The 15,622-nt window shown below is 54.9% G+C and carries 14 protein-coding genes; 8 read left to right on the top strand and 6 right to left on the bottom strand.

Going from position 1 to position 15,622, the window contains the following annotated elements; translation table 11 throughout:
• Positions 1–21: 21 nt before the first annotated feature.
• Together RB2501_RS07940 and RB2501_RS07935 are read left to right on the top strand one after the other, a co-directional pair.
• Positions 22–519 carry an IS1096 element passenger TnpR family protein gene (locus RB2501_RS07940; protein WP_015754258.1) on the top strand — a complete coding sequence of 166 codons (498 nt, stop codon included), beginning with the start codon at positions 22–24 and terminating at the stop codon, positions 517–519.
• 70 nt (positions 520–589) lie between these two features.
• Entirely contained in the window at positions 590–1,648 is a 1,059-nt protein-coding gene (locus tag RB2501_RS07935) for a nucleoid-associated protein (protein ID WP_015754257.1), read from the top strand.
• 71 nt (positions 1,649–1,719) lie between these two features.
• Here the strand turns inward: RB2501_RS07935 and RB2501_RS07930 are convergent, their stop codons facing one another.
• Positions 1,720–2,802, bottom strand: coding sequence for a hypothetical protein (locus RB2501_RS07930; RefSeq protein ID WP_015754256.1), 1,083 nt, complete (start codon positions 2,800–2,802; stop codon positions 1,720–1,722).
• A 79-nt stretch (positions 2,803–2,881) separates the two neighbouring features.
• Between RB2501_RS07930 and RB2501_RS07925 the strand changes: the two genes are divergently transcribed.
• The 5 genes from RB2501_RS07925 to uvrB all read left to right on the top strand — a co-directional run bounded on the left by RB2501_RS07925 (position 2,882) and on the right by uvrB (position 10,042).
• Positions 2,882–3,793: an ABC transporter ATP-binding protein gene (locus RB2501_RS07925; RefSeq protein ID WP_015754255.1), complete on the top strand. Its 912-nt coding sequence runs from the start codon at positions 2,882–2,884 to the stop codon at positions 3,791–3,793.
• 12 nt (positions 3,794–3,805) lie between these two features.
• The gene (locus tag RB2501_RS07920) at positions 3,806–4,639 is read left to right on the top strand and encodes an ABC transporter permease subunit (RefSeq protein WP_015754254.1); all 834 of its coding nucleotides are present in this window, start codon (positions 3,806–3,808) and stop codon (positions 4,637–4,639) included.
• Positions 4,640–4,781: 142 nt separating this feature from the next.
• Positions 4,782–6,518 carry a T9SS type B sorting domain-containing protein gene (locus RB2501_RS07915; protein WP_015754253.1) on the top strand — a complete coding sequence of 579 codons (1,737 nt, stop codon included), beginning with the start codon at positions 4,782–4,784 and terminating at the stop codon, positions 6,516–6,518.
• Positions 6,519–6,524: 6 nt separating this feature from the next.
• Positions 6,525–7,949, top strand: coding sequence for a T9SS type B sorting domain-containing protein (locus tag RB2501_RS07910; protein WP_015754252.1), 1,425 nt, complete (start codon positions 6,525–6,527; stop codon positions 7,947–7,949).
• Positions 7,950–8,053: 104 nt separating this feature from the next.
• Complete coding sequence (gene uvrB / locus RB2501_RS07905) at positions 8,054–10,042, top strand: excinuclease ABC subunit UvrB (protein ID WP_015754250.1); 1,989 nt, start codon at positions 8,054–8,056, stop codon at positions 10,040–10,042.
• Positions 10,043–10,270: 228 nt separating this feature from the next.
• Here uvrB and RB2501_RS07900 read toward each other — a convergent pair whose 3' ends face one another.
• From RB2501_RS07900 to RB2501_RS07880, 5 genes are all read right to left on the bottom strand, one after another.
• Positions 10,271–10,699 (bottom strand): Hsp20/alpha crystallin family protein, encoded by a 429-nt coding sequence (locus RB2501_RS07900; RefSeq protein WP_041327084.1) that lies wholly within the window; start codon positions 10,697–10,699, stop codon positions 10,271–10,273.
• A gap of 252 nt (positions 10,700–10,951) precedes the next feature.
• The gene (locus RB2501_RS07895; RefSeq protein ID WP_015754248.1) at positions 10,952–11,353 is read right to left on the bottom strand and encodes a hypothetical protein; all 402 of its coding nucleotides are present in this window, start codon (positions 11,351–11,353) and stop codon (positions 10,952–10,954) included.
• A 192-nt stretch (positions 11,354–11,545) separates the two neighbouring features.
• Positions 11,546–11,890: a hypothetical protein gene (locus tag RB2501_RS07890; protein WP_041327083.1), complete on the bottom strand. Its 345-nt coding sequence runs from the start codon at positions 11,888–11,890 to the stop codon at positions 11,546–11,548.
• A 364-nt stretch (positions 11,891–12,254) separates the two neighbouring features.
• Positions 12,255–13,448, bottom strand: a complete 1,194-nt coding sequence (gene sucC / locus RB2501_RS07885; RefSeq protein WP_015754245.1) for an ADP-forming succinate--CoA ligase subunit beta — start codon at positions 13,446–13,448, stop codon at positions 12,255–12,257.
• Between the two features lie 72 nt (positions 13,449–13,520).
• On the bottom strand, positions 13,521–14,162 hold the full coding sequence (locus tag RB2501_RS07880; RefSeq protein WP_015754244.1) for an LON peptidase substrate-binding domain-containing protein: 642 nt from the start codon (positions 14,160–14,162) through the stop codon (positions 13,521–13,523).
• A gap of 163 nt (positions 14,163–14,325) precedes the next feature.
• Here RB2501_RS07880 and lysA point away from each other — a divergent pair, with 163 nt between their 5' ends.
• On the top strand, positions 14,326–15,588 hold the full coding sequence (gene lysA / locus RB2501_RS07875) for a diaminopimelate decarboxylase (protein WP_015754243.1): 1,263 nt from the start codon (positions 14,326–14,328) through the stop codon (positions 15,586–15,588).
• Positions 15,589–15,622: the final 34 nt, after the last annotated feature.

Raw genomic sequence — 15,622 nt, 5'->3', positions numbered from 1 at the left:
AATCTCAAAACGATCGCGCAGATGGTATACAAAATCCGGATCATACTGGACGCCCAGGAGGATATTTTCCGGGATTTGGAGGTAGAAGCAGACAGCAACCTGGAGGAATTGCACAATGCAATCTCCCAGGCTTTCGGCTTTCTGGGAGAGGAGATGGCGTCATTTTACACCTGTGACGAAAACTGGAACCAGGAAGAGGAAATCCCGCTGTTCGATATGAGCGAGGGCGGAAATGATATCCGGCTGATGCAGGACACCCCGATGGCCGAGGTCCTCAACGAGGACGAACCCAAATTGCTGTACGTCTACGATTTCCTGAATATGTGGACATTCTTCGTGGAACTGGCGGATATTGCCGAAAAGGAAGACGGGAACAGCTATCCGAACCTGTTGTTCAGCTTTGGAGAATTGCCCGAATCCCCGCCGGAAAAGCGCTTTGAAGCCGAATCGGAAGGTCCCGTGGAGGATGAACCCTTTGGCAGTTACGACGACCTGGATTTTGACGAAAACTGGAATTAGCCCTGCCTTCCCGCGGCATTTCCACATCCTGCCATCCCAGAATTTATTCCCAATTTAAACCGGCACCCGCATGTTAAACCTGTATGCAACCCAAATCGAAACCGTTTCCCTCCACCGCGTGGGAAACAAACACCGGGCAGAGCCCCTGTTCCTGTCCGAGGCCCCCTATCGCCTGAATGATGAGATCGGCGGCCTGCTGAAGGAGTACTTTTTCAAACCTTTCCGCGAAAAAGAAGAAAATTACTACTGTTTCAGGCATGAGGCCGACCTGGAATTCCACCCGGTCTACCAGGCAGCCTGCCAGGTTTTCGATAACCCGGGCCGCCTTCACGAAGTGAGCCGGGAAATCGCCCGCCATCTGTTTTCCCAGTCCAATCACCCCCATATCAAAAGCGGCGAGTGTTATGTGGCCTACCTGACGGATGTGATGCTGGACAACGAGAAAACGGATGCCCTGGGGATTTTTAAGAGCGAGGTCAAACAGGACTTCCTGCAATTTGAGGAGCAGGGTGCCAACCTGGATATGCTGGTCCGTCAGGGTGTCAACCTGAACCGGCTGGACAAGGGCTGCCTGATCTTTAACCGCGAACGGGAAAACGGCTTCAAGGTCCTGTCCTCGGACAGCAACCGCTACGACGCGAAATACTGGCTGGAGGAATTCCTGGGCCTGGCCCCGCTCACCGACGAGAACTTCTACACCAAAAACTACCTGAAATTCTGCCAGAATTTTGCAAAGGATGTCGTCCTCCCGGCCGAGGACAAGCAACAGGAGGTCCTGTTCATGAACCGGGCGGTGAACCATTTTGCCAAGAACGATGATTTTGAGGAAACGCGGTTTTTGAACGAGGTGATGGACAACCCGGAACTTATCCCGGAGTTCAAGCACTACAAGACCGAAAAAGGGCCCAAGTACAGTATCGAGGACGTATCCAACTTCCAGATTGCCAACAAGGCAGTAAGCGATTCGCGGAAGAAGATCAAAAACGTCATCGACCTGGATACCAATATCCAGATCAAACTAAACTTCATCAACCCGGATTCGGCCGAGAAATTCGTCGAAAAAGGCTGGGACGAGGAGCGGCAGATGTACTACTACCTGGTGTACTTTAACCGGGAACAGAAGAGCTGATCCGCCAACCTTTCGGGTTCCGGCATATTACGCGGCACCCTTTACAGGGAGGTTTTGCGTACTCCCCGGAATCAAATCTCGATTTTCCGTTCGATAATCTGTTTCATGCTGACGTCCTGGTAGTTCCGCTTGACGAAGTCCAGGGCCAGGGCAAGCACCTCCCCCATGGTTTCGCTCTTCTTGAATTGCATGTCCAGGGTGAGGTCGTAGATTTCGGATTTCAGCTGATCCACATGTGCCGGCACGGAAATCGCGTCCTTACGGGCGATCCTTATCAGCCGTTTGATGCGGTTCCCGGAACTGATGATCCGCTTGGCGACAATGGAGCGCTCCTCCACCTTGTACTGGTCGACGGAATCGCGGAGTAATTTGTTTTTTACCAGGTCCACCATCGCATTGTTTTCCTTGAAGAATTGCGGCCGGTAAACTTTGAGTTTCCCCTCGTAACTCTGCTGGTCGAAGTCGATGGCCCGGATGCGGTATACCACGTGGTCAAAATCATGCACGGGTACGATCACGTAGTTGTAGGATCGCATATCCCCGAGCAGGCGGATCATGCAGCGTTCGTTGAACTTGACGAATTCCTTGGCGAGCTGGGCCTTTTCAGATTCGGAACAAACCGGCAACATATCCTTGATGAATACGTCCCCGGGGATGCCGGCGATGTGCTCCTCGATGAGCGTGTCCTTGAACACCAGGAAGTTCAGGTTATAGGGCGACAACATGTGCTCCAATTCCAGGCCGTAGATACGGGAGGCATCCGTACGCTTGACGTAGAAGTAGGTGAAGTTGTCGTTCAGGATATTCCGGACCTTGATGCGGAACGGCTTGGAATTGCCGAACGTACAGTAATCCACGGCGTCCACGTTCAGGTACTGGAAGATCCGGTCGCTCCCGTCCGAATGCAGCATCGAATAGACCCGTTTCAGGCTCAGGTCGATTTCCTTTCGTTCGGAATCCGAATAGTACACCCGCACCCACAACGTGTCCTGGTCGTTCGAATCGTAGACCACCACCGAACCGGAAAAGCGCAGCAGGTCCTCATAGAAAATCGGGATTTCTATGGTCCTGCTGTAATCCGATAAATAGGCATCCAGCTCCGGGATCACGGGGAACGGCGGCTTTTTGCGCGACATGAGTTTCTCCTTGGACATAGAAAGGATTTGGGTTTGCTTGTAACAAATTACGCATTTCTTCGTCAAGTTTAGTAAGCGAACCTAAAACTCCCCGCCGTTGGAAACCATTCTGACTGTCACCAACCTCACTAAAAAATTCGGAGCCCTGACGGCCGTCAAAGACCTGAGCTTCACCATCGAAAAAGGGAATGTATACGGCATCCTCGGGCCCAATGGAAGCGGGAAATCCACCACGCTGGGCATTGTGCTGAACGTGGTAAACCGCACCTCGGGCCAGTTCAGCTGGTTTGACGGGACAAGTACCACCCACCAGGCGCTTAAAAAAGTCGGGGCCATCATTGAACGGCCGAATTTCTACCCCTACATGAGCGCCCTGCAAAATCTCCGGCTGGTCTGCCGGATCAAGGAGGTGCCCTATACGCGGATACGGGAAAAACTCGAACTGGTGGGGCTGTGGGACAGGCGCAACAGTAAGTTCAAGACGTATTCCCTGGGGATGAAACAACGCCTGGCCATCGCCTCTGCCCTCTTGAACAACCCGGAAATCCTGATCCTGGACGAACCGACCAACGGCCTGGACCCCCAGGGGATCCACCAGATCCGGGAACTTATCAAACAGATTGCAGCCCAGGGCACTACCATCCTGCTGGCCTCCCACCTGCTGGATGAGGTCGAAAAGGTCTGCTCCCATGTTGTGATCCTCCGCAAAGGGGAAAACCTCTACACGGGCAAGGTAGACGGCATGCTGGCCAGCCACGGTTATTTTGAACTGAAATCCGCCGATATCGATGCCCTGGAGGCATTCCTTGGAAACCAACCGGAATTCGGCAGCTTCACGCGGGAAAACGGCCTGCTCACGGGGTACCTTGAGGACCCCCTGGAACCGGAAGTGCTCAACGAACGCTGTTTTAAAAACGGTATCCGGTTATCCCACCTGGTCAAGCGCAAAGAAAGCCTCGAACAACAATTCCTGGCCATCACCAACAAACAGGAAGCCCGCAATTCCTAAAATACAACCTGCATGAAACGCCTGCTCCAAATAGAATTCATCAAACTCTGGAACAACCGGGCCAGCCGCTTTTTGGTCCTCGCCTACTTTGGGCTGATTGCGCTGATCGCCCTGGTGACCTCCATCAAAATCGACTGGGGGCCCCTGAAATTCAACGTAGCGGACATCGGGATTTTTAACTTCCCCTATATCTGGCATTTCAACACCTTTATGATTGCCTTTTTAAAGGTTTTCCTGGCCATCGTCATCGTCTCGATGATCTCCAACGAGTACAGCAACAAGACGATCAAGCAGAACCTCATCGACGGGTTGTCCAAGAAAGAGTTTATCGCCTCCAAGGTCCTGACCATCGGCGTGCTCGCCATTGCCTCTACCCTTTTTGTATTCCTGATTTCGCTGGTTTTGGGGCTGATGCATTCGGATTACGATGAAATTGCGATCATTTTTTCCGACCTGGAATACCTGGCGGCCTACCTGGTAAAGTTGTTCGGTTTCTTTGCCTTCTGCTTCTTTGTGGGCATGCTGGTGAAGCGGTCCGCCTTCGCCCTGGGCTTCCTGTTTATCTGGTTTATCGGGGCGGAATTCATCCCCTGGGTCTACCTGACGTCCAAATACACCAAGGGCTACGCGGATTCCATCTACCAGTTCTTCCCTTTCGGGTCCATGTGGCAAACGCTGTCCGAACCGTTTACACGCCTGTCCGTGATCCAGTCGGCCGCCCGGGAAGTTGGGGAGGAAATCGTAAAGGACTACGCAGTCCACGGTTTTCAATTGCTCATCGTCCTGGCCTGGTCCGCGATATTTATCTACCTGTCCTACGTCCTGCTCAAAAGACGCGATCTCTGATATCCGTGCGACGCGATCTTTGATATCCGCAGTTGCGGCATCCAACCGGACCCCGGTGGGCCGTTTATCCGCAATGTCTTCCCCCTGAACGCCTTTCGGTCCGGGATCCGGGAATATTTCGTAATTTACCCTTCCTGGACCGATGAAAATGTTTCAAAAATTGCTATGTGTGGCCGGGCTGCTCTGCGCGCTCGCTACCCGGGGTCAGGAATGCCCCCAACCGGTCTTCCCGGCAGACGGCCAAACGGCTGTTGCCGTGGATGCGAGTATCCAGTGGACCGCCGTTACCGGGGTTACCGCCTACAGCCTGACCATCGGTACCACCCCGGGTGGGACGGAAGTCCTGCCGCTGACCTCAGTGGGGCTTGCCACCTCTTATGCCCCGGCCCGCGGCCTGCCGGATAACCAGGAGATTTTTGTAACCCTGTACATCTTTAACCTGACCCAGGGAACAACGCCCTGCACATCGTTTAGCTTTACCACCGAAGACGTCACCACAGCACCCGGATGCACGGTGCTGCTCAGCCCCACTGACGGATCCCGGAATGTCCCGGTGGGGACGGACATCCGCTGGGCGTACAGCCCGACGGCCACCTCCTACACCATTTCCATAGGCACCAGCCCGGGCGGCTCCGACCTGGTTGACGGGGCCACCGTTGATGATGCGCTCCGCTTTGTGCCGCCCGCCGACCTGCCGGAAGAACAGGATATCTACGTCCGTGTGGTGCCGCAAAACGAAAACGGGGAACCCACCGGCTGTTCCGAGTCTACCTTCAGGACCGGCCCCCTGGCCACCCTCCCCGGCTGCTCGGTGCTCCGTTACCCGGCGGATGGGGAATCCAATATCCCCCTGTCCCCGGTCCTGGAGTGGGATCCGGTACCCGGGGCCACCGGGTACATCGTGTCCATCGGCACCTCCCCGACCACCAACGATGTCCTGGACAGCGCTGATCTTCGCAATGTCACGGAAACCGACGTCATCAATTTTTTGCCGAATACCATCTATTTCGTCCGCATCGTTCCCTATAATTCGGCCGGGGAAGCCCTGGGTTGCGGGCAGACGACTTTTTCCACCATCCTGGGATGCGGCCCGTATTTCGACGCGGGCGGAAATCTGGTGGACCTCCATCCGGAAATTACCTTTCCCGCAACGGTAGGAATCTGCCGGGACAACCCGGTCAATACGGTCAGCGCTATCGATGCGGCAGACGGCTACCGGTGGTACCTGGTGGAAGCACCCGGGCGGGAGCGGCTACTGGCGGAAGGCCCGGACTTTGAAATTCCCGGGGAAGGCACCTACCGGCACGAGATCTACAATACTTTCACAGGGGTTTCCGGGGATTTTGAGTGCAGTTCTTCCAGGGAATTCACAGTGGCCGTTTCTGAAGCTGCCATCCCCGAAGACACCGATATCCGGCTGGGTGCCGGGGTGATTCGAATTGAGGCAAATGTATCCGGAATCGGGGATTACGAATTTTCCCTGGGCAATGCCGACGGGCCCTACCAGGAGAGCAACGTCTTCAGCGACCTCCCCCTGGACTCCTACCGGATATACGTCCGGGACCGCAATGGGTGCGGGATCACAGAAATCCTGGTGGAACCGGACCTGACAGCAGAGGGTTTCCCGAACTTCTTTACCCCGAACGGGGACGGACGCAACGACCGCTGGCAGTTTATCCTCCCGGAAAGCGGCATCAGCCCGGTTCGCGAAATCTCGATCTTTGACCGGTACGGCAATTTGATCGCCCGGGTGGACCCTCAGTCCGATGGCTGGGACGGAACCCTCCGGGGAAATCCCCTCCCACCGAGCGATTACTGGTACCGGGCTGTAGACAACCAGGGAGGCGTAGTCACCGGGCATTTTACCTTAAAACGCTGAAACAGGATGGAAACCAGAAGCCTATATTTCCTGCTCTTCGCGCTCCTGTTTGGCCAGCTGGCCCCCGGTCAGACGTGCCCCCAACTTATATCCCCGGCCAACGGGGAGGAGGACGTCCCGGTAGATGCGGCCATCTCCTGGACGGACCCGGGAAGTTTTTCAGGTTTTATCGTCTCCATCGGCACGACCCCGGGCGGGGTGGACATCCTGACCAACCGCACCTCCTCGCCCATCAGCGGGTATAAGCCCGAAACCGGGTTGCCGGAAGACACCTGGATCTATATCAGCTTTATCCTGATCCTGGCGGACGGGACGGAAATTTCCTGTCCGGGATACCGGTTCCGGACGGCCCCTTTTGACCGGCCCCCGGACTGTACGCGCCTGCTGGCTCCCCGCAACAACGCCGAAGAAGTCGCCCTGGGGGAAGAATTAATCTGGGACTACGCACCACGGGCCACGGGGTATCTGCTGACCGTACTGACTTCCCAGGGTGACACGCTGGTGGCCGAACGGGACATGGGGAACATCCTCGATTTCAACCCCCCGGGGAATTTCCCCCCCGAGACGGATATATTTGTACAGATCACGCCGTACAACCGGCTGGGGCCTGCGCCGGGGGGGTGTCCGGCGGAGCGCTTCCGGACCGGGGCTTCCACGGTGGATTGCGGCCCCCAGCGACCGGAAATTCCCGGCTTTCCGGGGGCTGTTGGCCTGTGTCCGGAACTGGGTTATGCGGAGGTATCGGCTCCGGCAGGGGCGGACGGGTATAACTGGTTCCGGGTGGCTGCCGACGGGTCGCAGCAACTCGTTGCGAGCGGCAGAGAAGTCCGCCTGGACGTTACGGGCAACTATTTCCTGGAGGCGTACAACGAAGTAGGCTCTATCAACGAGTTTGCTATCTGCAATACGCTCGTGGAATTTTCCGTGGTGACCACCCCTCCCCCGATGATCCGGCGCACGCAGGTATCCCGGGAAGTGGACGGGTTGCGCATCCAGGTTTTCCTGGAACAAAACGGGGCGTATGAATATTCCCTGGATCCCGTGTCGGGGTTCCAGTCGTCCCCGATCTTCAGCGGGCTGCCCCTGCAGGGATATACCGTCTATGTTCGGGATGCCTTTGGGTGCGGGCAGGTGCAGCAGGAGGTTGCCCGGAGCCTGAGCGCTGCCGATTTTCCGCCCTTTTTCACCCCGAACAACGACGGGGCCAACGACCTCTGGCGGTTTGACCCGCCGCAGGACCTCTCGGACGCCTATGTGGAAACTATCCGGATATTCGATCGATATGGGAATTTCCTGATCGAACTCGACCCGGAATCCCGGGGTTGGGATGGCAATGTCAACGGCAAACCCGTGCCCGCCTCCGTGTACTGGTTTGTAGCCGTTTCGCTCCGGCAGGAGGTGATCCGGGGCTATTTTGCCCTGAAACGATAGGGATGCCCACCGCAATTTCCATCCCTGCCCGAAAGATCCGCACCCCGCGGCAAGATTCTGCTTCCGGGCGAGGAAGCCTCCCGGGGCTTTTGTATTTTTAAGGCATGAAATTCAAGGTAGTTTCGGAATTCCAGCCGACAGGGGACCAGCCGGCCGCCATCGCCCAGCTCAGCGGGGGGATTCGCGAGGGGGATCGATACCAGACCCTGCTGGGGGTTACCGGGTCCGGCAAAACATTTACCGTTGCCAACGTCGTGGAACAGGTACAACGACCTACCCTTGTGCTGGCGCATAACAAGACCCTCGCGGCCCAGTTGTATTCCGAGTTCAAGATGTTTTTCCCGGAAAATGCCGTGGAGTATTTTGTGTCCTACTACGACTATTACCAACCCGAGGCCTACATCCCCACAAGCGGCCTGTACATCGAGAAGGACCTATCCATCAACGAGGATATCGAGAAACTCCGGCTGAGTACCACCTCCTCCCTCCTCTCCGGGCGGCGGGACGTGCTGGTGGTTGCCTCGGTTTCCTGCCTGTACGGTATCGGGAACCCGATTGAGTTCCAGAAGAACGTAATCCATCTTGAACGGGACCAGGTACTGGCCCGCACCCGGTTGATGCACCAGCTGGTCCAGAGCCTGTATTCCCGGACGACAGCGGATTTCCGCAATGGGAACTTCCGGGTTCGGGGCGATGTCCTGGATGTCTTCCCCGGCTATGCGGACCACGCTTTCCGCATCCATTTCTTCGGGGATGAAATCGAGGCCATCGAAGCCTTTGATCCTTATAATAACAAGGTGATCGAAGAATATGAAACCCTGAATATCTACCCGGCCAATATGTTTGTGACTTCCCCGGATGTCCTCCAGGAAGCCATCCACAAAATCCAGGACGACCTGACTGCCCAGGTTGCCTATTTTAAGGAAATCGGCAAGCCCCTGGAGGCAAAACGCCTGGAGGAACGGACAAACTTTGACCTGGAGATGATCCGGGAGTTGGGGTACTGCTCGGGTATTGAAAATTATTCCCGCTACCTGGACGGGCGCGAGCCAGGTACCCGGCCGTTCTGCCTGCTGGATTACTTCCCGGACGACTACCTGATGGTGGTGGACGAAAGCCATGTGACCATCCCCCAGGTACACGCCATGTACGGAGGCGACCGGTCGCGGAAGGAGAACCTGGTGAACTACGGGTTCCGCCTGCCTGCCGCCATGGACAACCGTCCGCTGAAATTCGAGGAATTTGAAGCGCTTCAAAATCAGGTAATCTACGTCAGCGCCACACCGGCCGACTACGAGATGCAGCAGAGCGGCGGGGTGTATGTGGAACAGGTTATCCGCCCTACCGGCTTGCTCGACCCGGTTATTGAGGTTCGGCCAAGCGAAAACCAGATCGACGACCTGGTGGAGGAAATCCAATTGCGGGTACAGCGGGACGAGCGCACCCTGGTCACCACGCTCACCAAACGGATGGCCGAGGAACTGACCAAATACCTGACCCGTATTGACGTTCGCTGCCGGTACATCCACAGCGACGTGGATACCCTGGAGCGGGTGGAAATCATGCAGGACCTCCGCAAGGGGATTTTCGATGTGCTGGTGGGGGTCAATTTACTGCGGGAGGGGCTCGACCTGCCCGAGGTATCCCTGGTGGCCATCATCGATGCGGACAAAGAAGGGTTCCTCAGGAGCAACCGTTCGCTGACCCAGACGGTGGGCCGGGCAGCCCGCCACCTGCAGGGCAAGGCCATTATGTATGCGGATACCGTGACGGACAGCATGCAAAAGACCATAGACGAAACGAATTACCGCCGGCAGAAACAACTCGATTACAACAAGGAACACGGAATCACCCCCAGGGCCCTGAAGAAAAACCTGGACAGCGTGCTGGCCAGAAACTCGGTCTCCACCTTCCACTTCGAGAAAAAGGAACGCGATGCAAGGGAACCGGACCCCGCCTACCTGACCAAGGAGCAAAAAGAGGAACTGATACGCAAAAAACGCAAGGACATGGAACGGGCCGCCAAGGACCTGGACTTTATGCAGGCGGCCAAATTGCGGGACGAAATAAAAGTGCTGCAGGAGAAAGCCTGATTGCAGGAGAAAGCCTGATTGGAGGAGAAAGCCTGATTGGAGGAGAAAGCCCGATTGCGGGAGAAAGAACATTTATTGGCCCACTTTGAATTCCGGGTGATGTGCCACATACCCTGCCGGCCGGGATTTCCACAAAAAAAACGCCCCGAAACCGGGGCGCTTCCCTAACTAACCAACTAAACAAACCAACCATTATGAGGCCCGTTAGGTGGGCCAGCCATAATTCGTTTACTTGCCAATTTCAATAAGCCGCTTTGGCTTCGGCAAGGCTTCTTCTTTCTTAGGGAGTGTAAAACGCAGGATACCGTCTTCGTAGTTGGCTTCGATGGCCTCCTCGTTTACGGATTCCGGCAGGGTAAAGGCCCGTTTGAAATTCGAATACCAGAATTCCCTGCGGGTATATCCCTTTTCGTCTTCCTGTTTCTCCTCTTTGTGCTCCATGGAAATGGTCAGCACGTTGTCGTCGACCTCAATGTTGAAGTCTTCTTTCTTCTGACCCGGGATGGCCAGCTCCAGGGTAAAGTCGGTCTCCCCCTCGCGGATATTCACCGCAGGCAGGTTTTGGTTGTAGCGATCTACCCCGCCGAACCAGTCGGGCATCATCACGTCGTTCCAGAAGCTTGGAAACAATCCGGTGTGTTTACGTACTAGTGTCATGATATGTAATTTTTTGTTGTTTTAAAATTTCACCCTATAGAGAGCAAACTACATACCGATTGGGAAATGCTGTCTTTATGACATATATGTTGGAGTTATCCCTGCCTTATTGGCAGGTGTCGGTGGCGGCTCCGCAGGTTTGTCGGGGTGTGAACGGCACGCCCCCTCAGGGACAAACAGCTACCTTCCTTGAATTGCCGCAGGCCTTAAATGAAGTGGGCGTTAATTGCAGTGGACTGAATTGTAGCCGGTTTAATTGTAGTGGGCCTTGAAGATATTGATCAAAACGTCCGGGGGGACGATCTTATCCGGGTAGCGGTGCATGATAGTCAGCACCTGCTCGATAGCGGAAGGCCGCAGGCCCATACCCAATCCGATATCGTGTAATCGGCGTATCTCCTCCGGGTGGCGGTCCTTGTCTACATTCATCAGCAGGACGAGCCGGTGGAATTGCAGGATGCGGTCTGCCTGGGTTTTGGGCATGATCTTTTCGACCTGGCTCTCAAAGAGCGAATCGAAGTCCTCCCGGTGCACCCCCAGTTGCTCGGACACCCCCAAAAGAAAGGAATATTCCGAATCCTTGATAGCGGTATCGGCCCGAGCAAAGGAAATCATTTCCGAAAGTATGCTGAGTTTCTCCTCGTAGGTGCTCATAGGCGGGACCGGGTTGGGTGATCGTTACTTAGATAACTCGAAATTCCGGGATTTCGTATATCCGGAACCCGTGGATCCCAACCCTCCGAAAAGGCATCGCCGCATGGTATAATCACATAAAAAATCCCGCAAAACCCAATGACCGGATGCCACCGAAAAGGTCCTGCGGGATTATCCTAAATAGGCTGTCCCTTAGCTGGTAAACCGGATCGGCACCTCATAGGTCCCGCCGCTTTGAAGCCCTGTACCCGCAATGTTGTGGTAGTTCAGCTTGGCCTTTACATAGCGCTCCAGCCGTTCGTTGTCCGTGCGTACGGAGAGGACGACAATCTCATTGTCGTTGTTGACGGTAAAACGCACCCAGGCACTCAACTCCTGATTGTCTTCCAGAACAATGTTGTTGTCTTTTAAAATGTCCCCGATCTTGGCGCACACCTTGGTTTCGGGAGCAATCGGTTCGGTGGTACCCTCTGTTGCCAGGGCATTGGCGGAAAACAAAAGGGCAGCTGCTACGGATAAAACACTAAATTTTCTCATGACGTTGTTTGTTTTGATGATTGATGAATGAAGTTCTTTGATTAAAAAGACGAGTGCTGCAGGCAATCGTTACAATTATTTACGCTTTTAACATTTTTTTAATCGATTTTCTGATAATTCCATACTTCCTGGCGGTTATTTCCAAAAAGACTTCAAAAAATACCTCCGGAATCCTGAGCGTCTGTTCAGCAGACGGTTATCGGATACGAAGACATGGCAAATGTCTGCCCGATCTGCGAGACCGGCAAGGAGGCAGGTGAAATTTCACCCAGGCTTAATACCCGGACGCCTTCCGTATCAATAACAAAAAAAAGGGGTCATGTTCTCGTAACATGACCCCTCCGGTTTGTTTCCTGAAAGAATTTCAGGCAAGCACTTCCTTCACCTTGTCCGCGGCTTCCTGGAACTGAACTGCGGAGTGTACCGCCAACCCGGAATTATCCAGGATCTCCTTGGCGAGTTCGGCGTTGGTGCCCTGCAGGCGCACGATGATCGGCACCTTTATGGCGTCTCCCATATTCTTATAGGCATCCACGACACCCTGGGCCACCCGGTCGCAGCGGACGATCCCTCCGAAAATGTTGATAAGGATGGCTTTGACGTTGGCGTCCTTGAGGATGATCCGGAAGGCTTCCTCCACGCGTTTTGCATCGGCCGTCCCTCCGACGTCCAGAAAATTAGCAGGTTCGCCACCGGCCATCTTGATCAGGTCCATGGTTGCCATGGCCAATCCGGCCCCGTTCACCATGCAACCGACATTCCCGTCCAGGTCCACGTAATTCAGGCCCACGGCACGCGCCTCCACCTCGATGGGGTTCTCTTCCCTCAGGTCCCGCATTTCCGCATACTGCTTGCGGCGGAAGAGCGCATTGTCGTCCAGGGACACCTTGGCATCCACAGCCAGGATTTTATCATCCGAGGTCTTCAGTACCGGGTTGATTTCAAACAAGCTCGCATCGCTTTGCTCATACGCCTTGTAGAGGGAGCTTACAAATCGTGTCATTTCCTTGAAAGCCGTACCCGAAAGCCCCAGGTTAAATGCGATTTTGCGGGCCTGGAACGGCAGCAGGCCGGTAGCCGGGTCTATCTCTTCGGTGAAGATCAGGTGGGGGGTCTTATCGGCTACCTCCTCGATATCCATCCCGCCTTCGGGGGAATACATGATCATCACACGCGATTCCGCCCGGTTGAGTAGTACGGACATGTAGTATTCCTCCGTGTCGCTGTCTCCCGGGTAGTAGACGTCTTCCGCAACCAGTACCTGGTGCACTTTTTTACCTTCGGCAGATGTCTGGGGGGTTACCAAATTCATCCCGATGATCTCCTCGGCGATGGATTCCACCTCTTTCAGGTTTTTGGCCAGTTTCACCCCGCCGCCCTTGCCACGGCCCCCGGCGTGGACCTGAGCCTTGATGACATGCCAGCTCGTGCCGGTTTCCTGTGTGAGCTGCTTGGCAGCATCCACGGCTTCCTTCTTGTTATGGGCCACGATGCCGCGCTGGATGCGGACGCCGAAACTCGCCAGAATCTCTTTTCCTTGGTATTCGTGTAAATTCATGTTGGTTTTATAAGGAGTTGCATGCAAAAATAGCAAACCGCATGGACTTCCCCTAATGCAAATGCCTTCGGGTCACTCCGGCTCAATATCCTTGAAGTCGAGCGGGTCAAAATTGCGGAAATGCCCGTTCATTTCGATGCGTTCCCGCGTTTCATTCAACTGCTGGAGCACCCGGATGGTCTCCCTGAGGTGGTCCAGCAAAAAATCCAGGCGCGCGGCCTCGCCGGGAATCTGCAACAGGCTGTATTCCTGTTCAAAGGACAAACCCATTTTATGGGCCAGGGTATAGCTGTTGAACAGTTCCCGCTTTACCGGGCCAAAGGGCAGGTCCATCAATTCATAGAGTTCCCGGCACGCCTGGTATACCGCTTCGGTCTGAACGGGCACGGCGTCATTCACCGCGTCCAGGAACCGGATTTCGCCCCCCGGGTAGCTTTTACCCTCCAGCACCGGCTGGAAGCGCACCACCCGGAACACCTGCCGCGCCACACAGACGACGTCCATCGAACCGTCTGCATAGGTATTCACGATGTCCTTGAGCTGGACCTCCGTACCATAGGCAATCGTATTCTCGATGTAAACGGGTATCCCGAAGGTCTGGGCCTCCTGCCGGCAGTCTCTGATAAGCTGCTTGTAGCGCTCCTCAAAAATATGGAGAGGGACGGACTCCCCGGGAAAGAAAACGGATTGTAAGGGAAACAGCGGTAAGACCATATTGGGATTTTGCTTAAATCTACAAAGCGGCAACAGAAGATTCAACTTCCCGGGTATTTTATATTTGTTGCATTTATAACAATTTGTTTTAATTTAAAATCACTGTCTGATTTTTTTGACGGTACGGTATAAGTGAATTAGTTTTGCCCAAATTCATTCGATTATGAAAGGGAAGGATCTACTGGGGATTGCAAAGGATTTTGGTGCACCTGTGTACGTTTACGACGCAGGGAAGATCCAGTCGCAGTTTAAACGGCTTACCCATGCATTCCGGGTAGTTCCCAAGCTCAAGCTGAACTACGCCGCCAAGGCTTTGTCCAACCTGTCCATCCTCCGGTTGCTGAACAACCTGGGGAGCGGCCTGGATACCGTCTCCATCCAGGAGGTGCAACTGGGGCTCCTGGCCGGTTACCGACCGGAAGACATCATTTACACCCCCAACGGGGTGTCCCTGGAGGAAATCGAGGAAGCCGCCAGCCTGGGGGTGCAGATCAACATCGACAACCTTTCCATCCTGGAGCAATTTGGCAGTAAACACCCGGACATCCCGGTGTGTATCCGGATTAACCCGCACGTGATGGCCGGGGGCAATTCCAAGATATCGGTGGGCCACATCGATTCAAAATTCGGCATCAGCATCCACCAGATCCCACACCTGCTTCGTATAGTGGAGCTCACCAAAATGAAGATCAACGGGATCCATATGCATACGGGAAGCGATATCCTGGATATCGACGTCTTCCTGTACGCCTCCGAAATCCTGTTCGATACTGCCATGCATTTTAAGGACCTGGAATTCATCGATTTCGGCAGCGGTTTCAAAGTCCCCTACAAAGAAGGAGATATCGAGACAAATGTGGAGGAATTGGGCGAAAAGCTCGGGGGTCGCTTCCGGGAGTTCTGCGACGCCTACGGGCGGGAACTCACCCTGGCTTTCGAACCCGGCAAATTCCTCGTGAGCGAGGCCGGGTATTTCCTGGCCAGGGTAAACGTGGTCAAACAGACTACATCGACTGTATTTGCGGGGGTAGACTCCGGTTTCAACCACCTGATACGACCCATGCTCTACGGGGCCAACCACCATATCGAAAACCTCTCCAATCCCGGGGGCAAGGAGCGCTATTATTCCGTGGTGGGCTACATTTGCGAAACGGACACCTTTGCAAGCAACCGCAGGATCCGCGAGATATCCGAAGGGGATATCCTCTGTTTCCGGAATGCCGGTGCCTATTGCTTCACCATGGCCAGCAACTACAATTCCCGCTTCCGGCCTGCAGAAGTGCTGTGGATGGACGGCAAGGCACACCTGATCCGCAAAAGGGAGAATTTTGAAGACCTGATCCGCAACCAGGTGGATGTCCCGGCGCTGGCCGAGCGGCCCAGGCAGACGGCAGACCCCAACGAGGCGCATAGCAGGGTGAAATAATTCGGCCCTCCGCGCGTTAGTTCTTTAACGGGAT

It is taken from the genome of Robiginitalea biformata HTCC2501 (assembly GCF_000024125.1).
Taxonomy (GTDB): Bacteria; Bacteroidota; Bacteroidia; order Flavobacteriales; family Flavobacteriaceae; genus Robiginitalea; species Robiginitalea biformata.
Note: the sequence above shows the minus strand (reverse complement) of the source record. Positions and strands in the feature narration are given on the sequence as shown.

What these genes read in the sequence shown, in the direction of transcription:
- RB2501_RS07940 (WP_015754258.1), top strand. Translation starts at nt 22, where the DNA reads ATGGTATACAAAATCCGGATCATACTGGACGCCCAGGAGGATATTTTC.
- RB2501_RS07935 (WP_015754257.1), top strand. Translation starts at nt 590, where the DNA reads ATGTTAAACCTGTATGCAACCCAAATCGAAACCGTTTCCCTCCACCGC.
- RB2501_RS07930 (WP_015754256.1), bottom strand. Translation starts at nt 2,802, where the DNA reads ATGTCCAAGGAGAAACTCATGTCGCGCAAAAAGCCGCCGTTCCCCGTG.
- RB2501_RS07920 (WP_015754254.1), top strand. Translation starts at nt 3,806, where the DNA reads ATGAAACGCCTGCTCCAAATAGAATTCATCAAACTCTGGAACAACCGG.
- RB2501_RS07915 (WP_015754253.1), top strand. Translation starts at nt 4,782, where the DNA reads ATGAAAATGTTTCAAAAATTGCTATGTGTGGCCGGGCTGCTCTGCGCG.
- RB2501_RS07910 (WP_015754252.1), top strand. Translation starts at nt 6,525, where the DNA reads ATGGAAACCAGAAGCCTATATTTCCTGCTCTTCGCGCTCCTGTTTGGC.
- uvrB (WP_015754250.1), top strand. Translation starts at nt 8,054, where the DNA reads ATGAAATTCAAGGTAGTTTCGGAATTCCAGCCGACAGGGGACCAGCCG.
- RB2501_RS07900 (WP_041327084.1), bottom strand. Translation starts at nt 10,699, where the DNA reads ATGACACTAGTACGTAAACACACCGGATTGTTTCCAAGCTTCTGGAAC.
- RB2501_RS07895 (WP_015754248.1), bottom strand. Translation starts at nt 11,353, where the DNA reads ATGAGCACCTACGAGGAGAAACTCAGCATACTTTCGGAAATGATTTCC.
- RB2501_RS07890 (WP_041327083.1), bottom strand. Translation starts at nt 11,890, where the DNA reads ATGAGAAAATTTAGTGTTTTATCCGTAGCAGCTGCCCTTTTGTTTTCC.
- sucC (WP_015754245.1), bottom strand. Translation starts at nt 13,448, where the DNA reads ATGAATTTACACGAATACCAAGGAAAAGAGATTCTGGCGAGTTTCGGC.
- RB2501_RS07880 (WP_015754244.1), bottom strand. Translation starts at nt 14,162, where the DNA reads ATGGTCTTACCGCTGTTTCCCTTACAATCCGTTTTCTTTCCCGGGGAG.
- lysA (WP_015754243.1), top strand. Translation starts at nt 14,326, where the DNA reads ATGAAAGGGAAGGATCTACTGGGGATTGCAAAGGATTTTGGTGCACCT.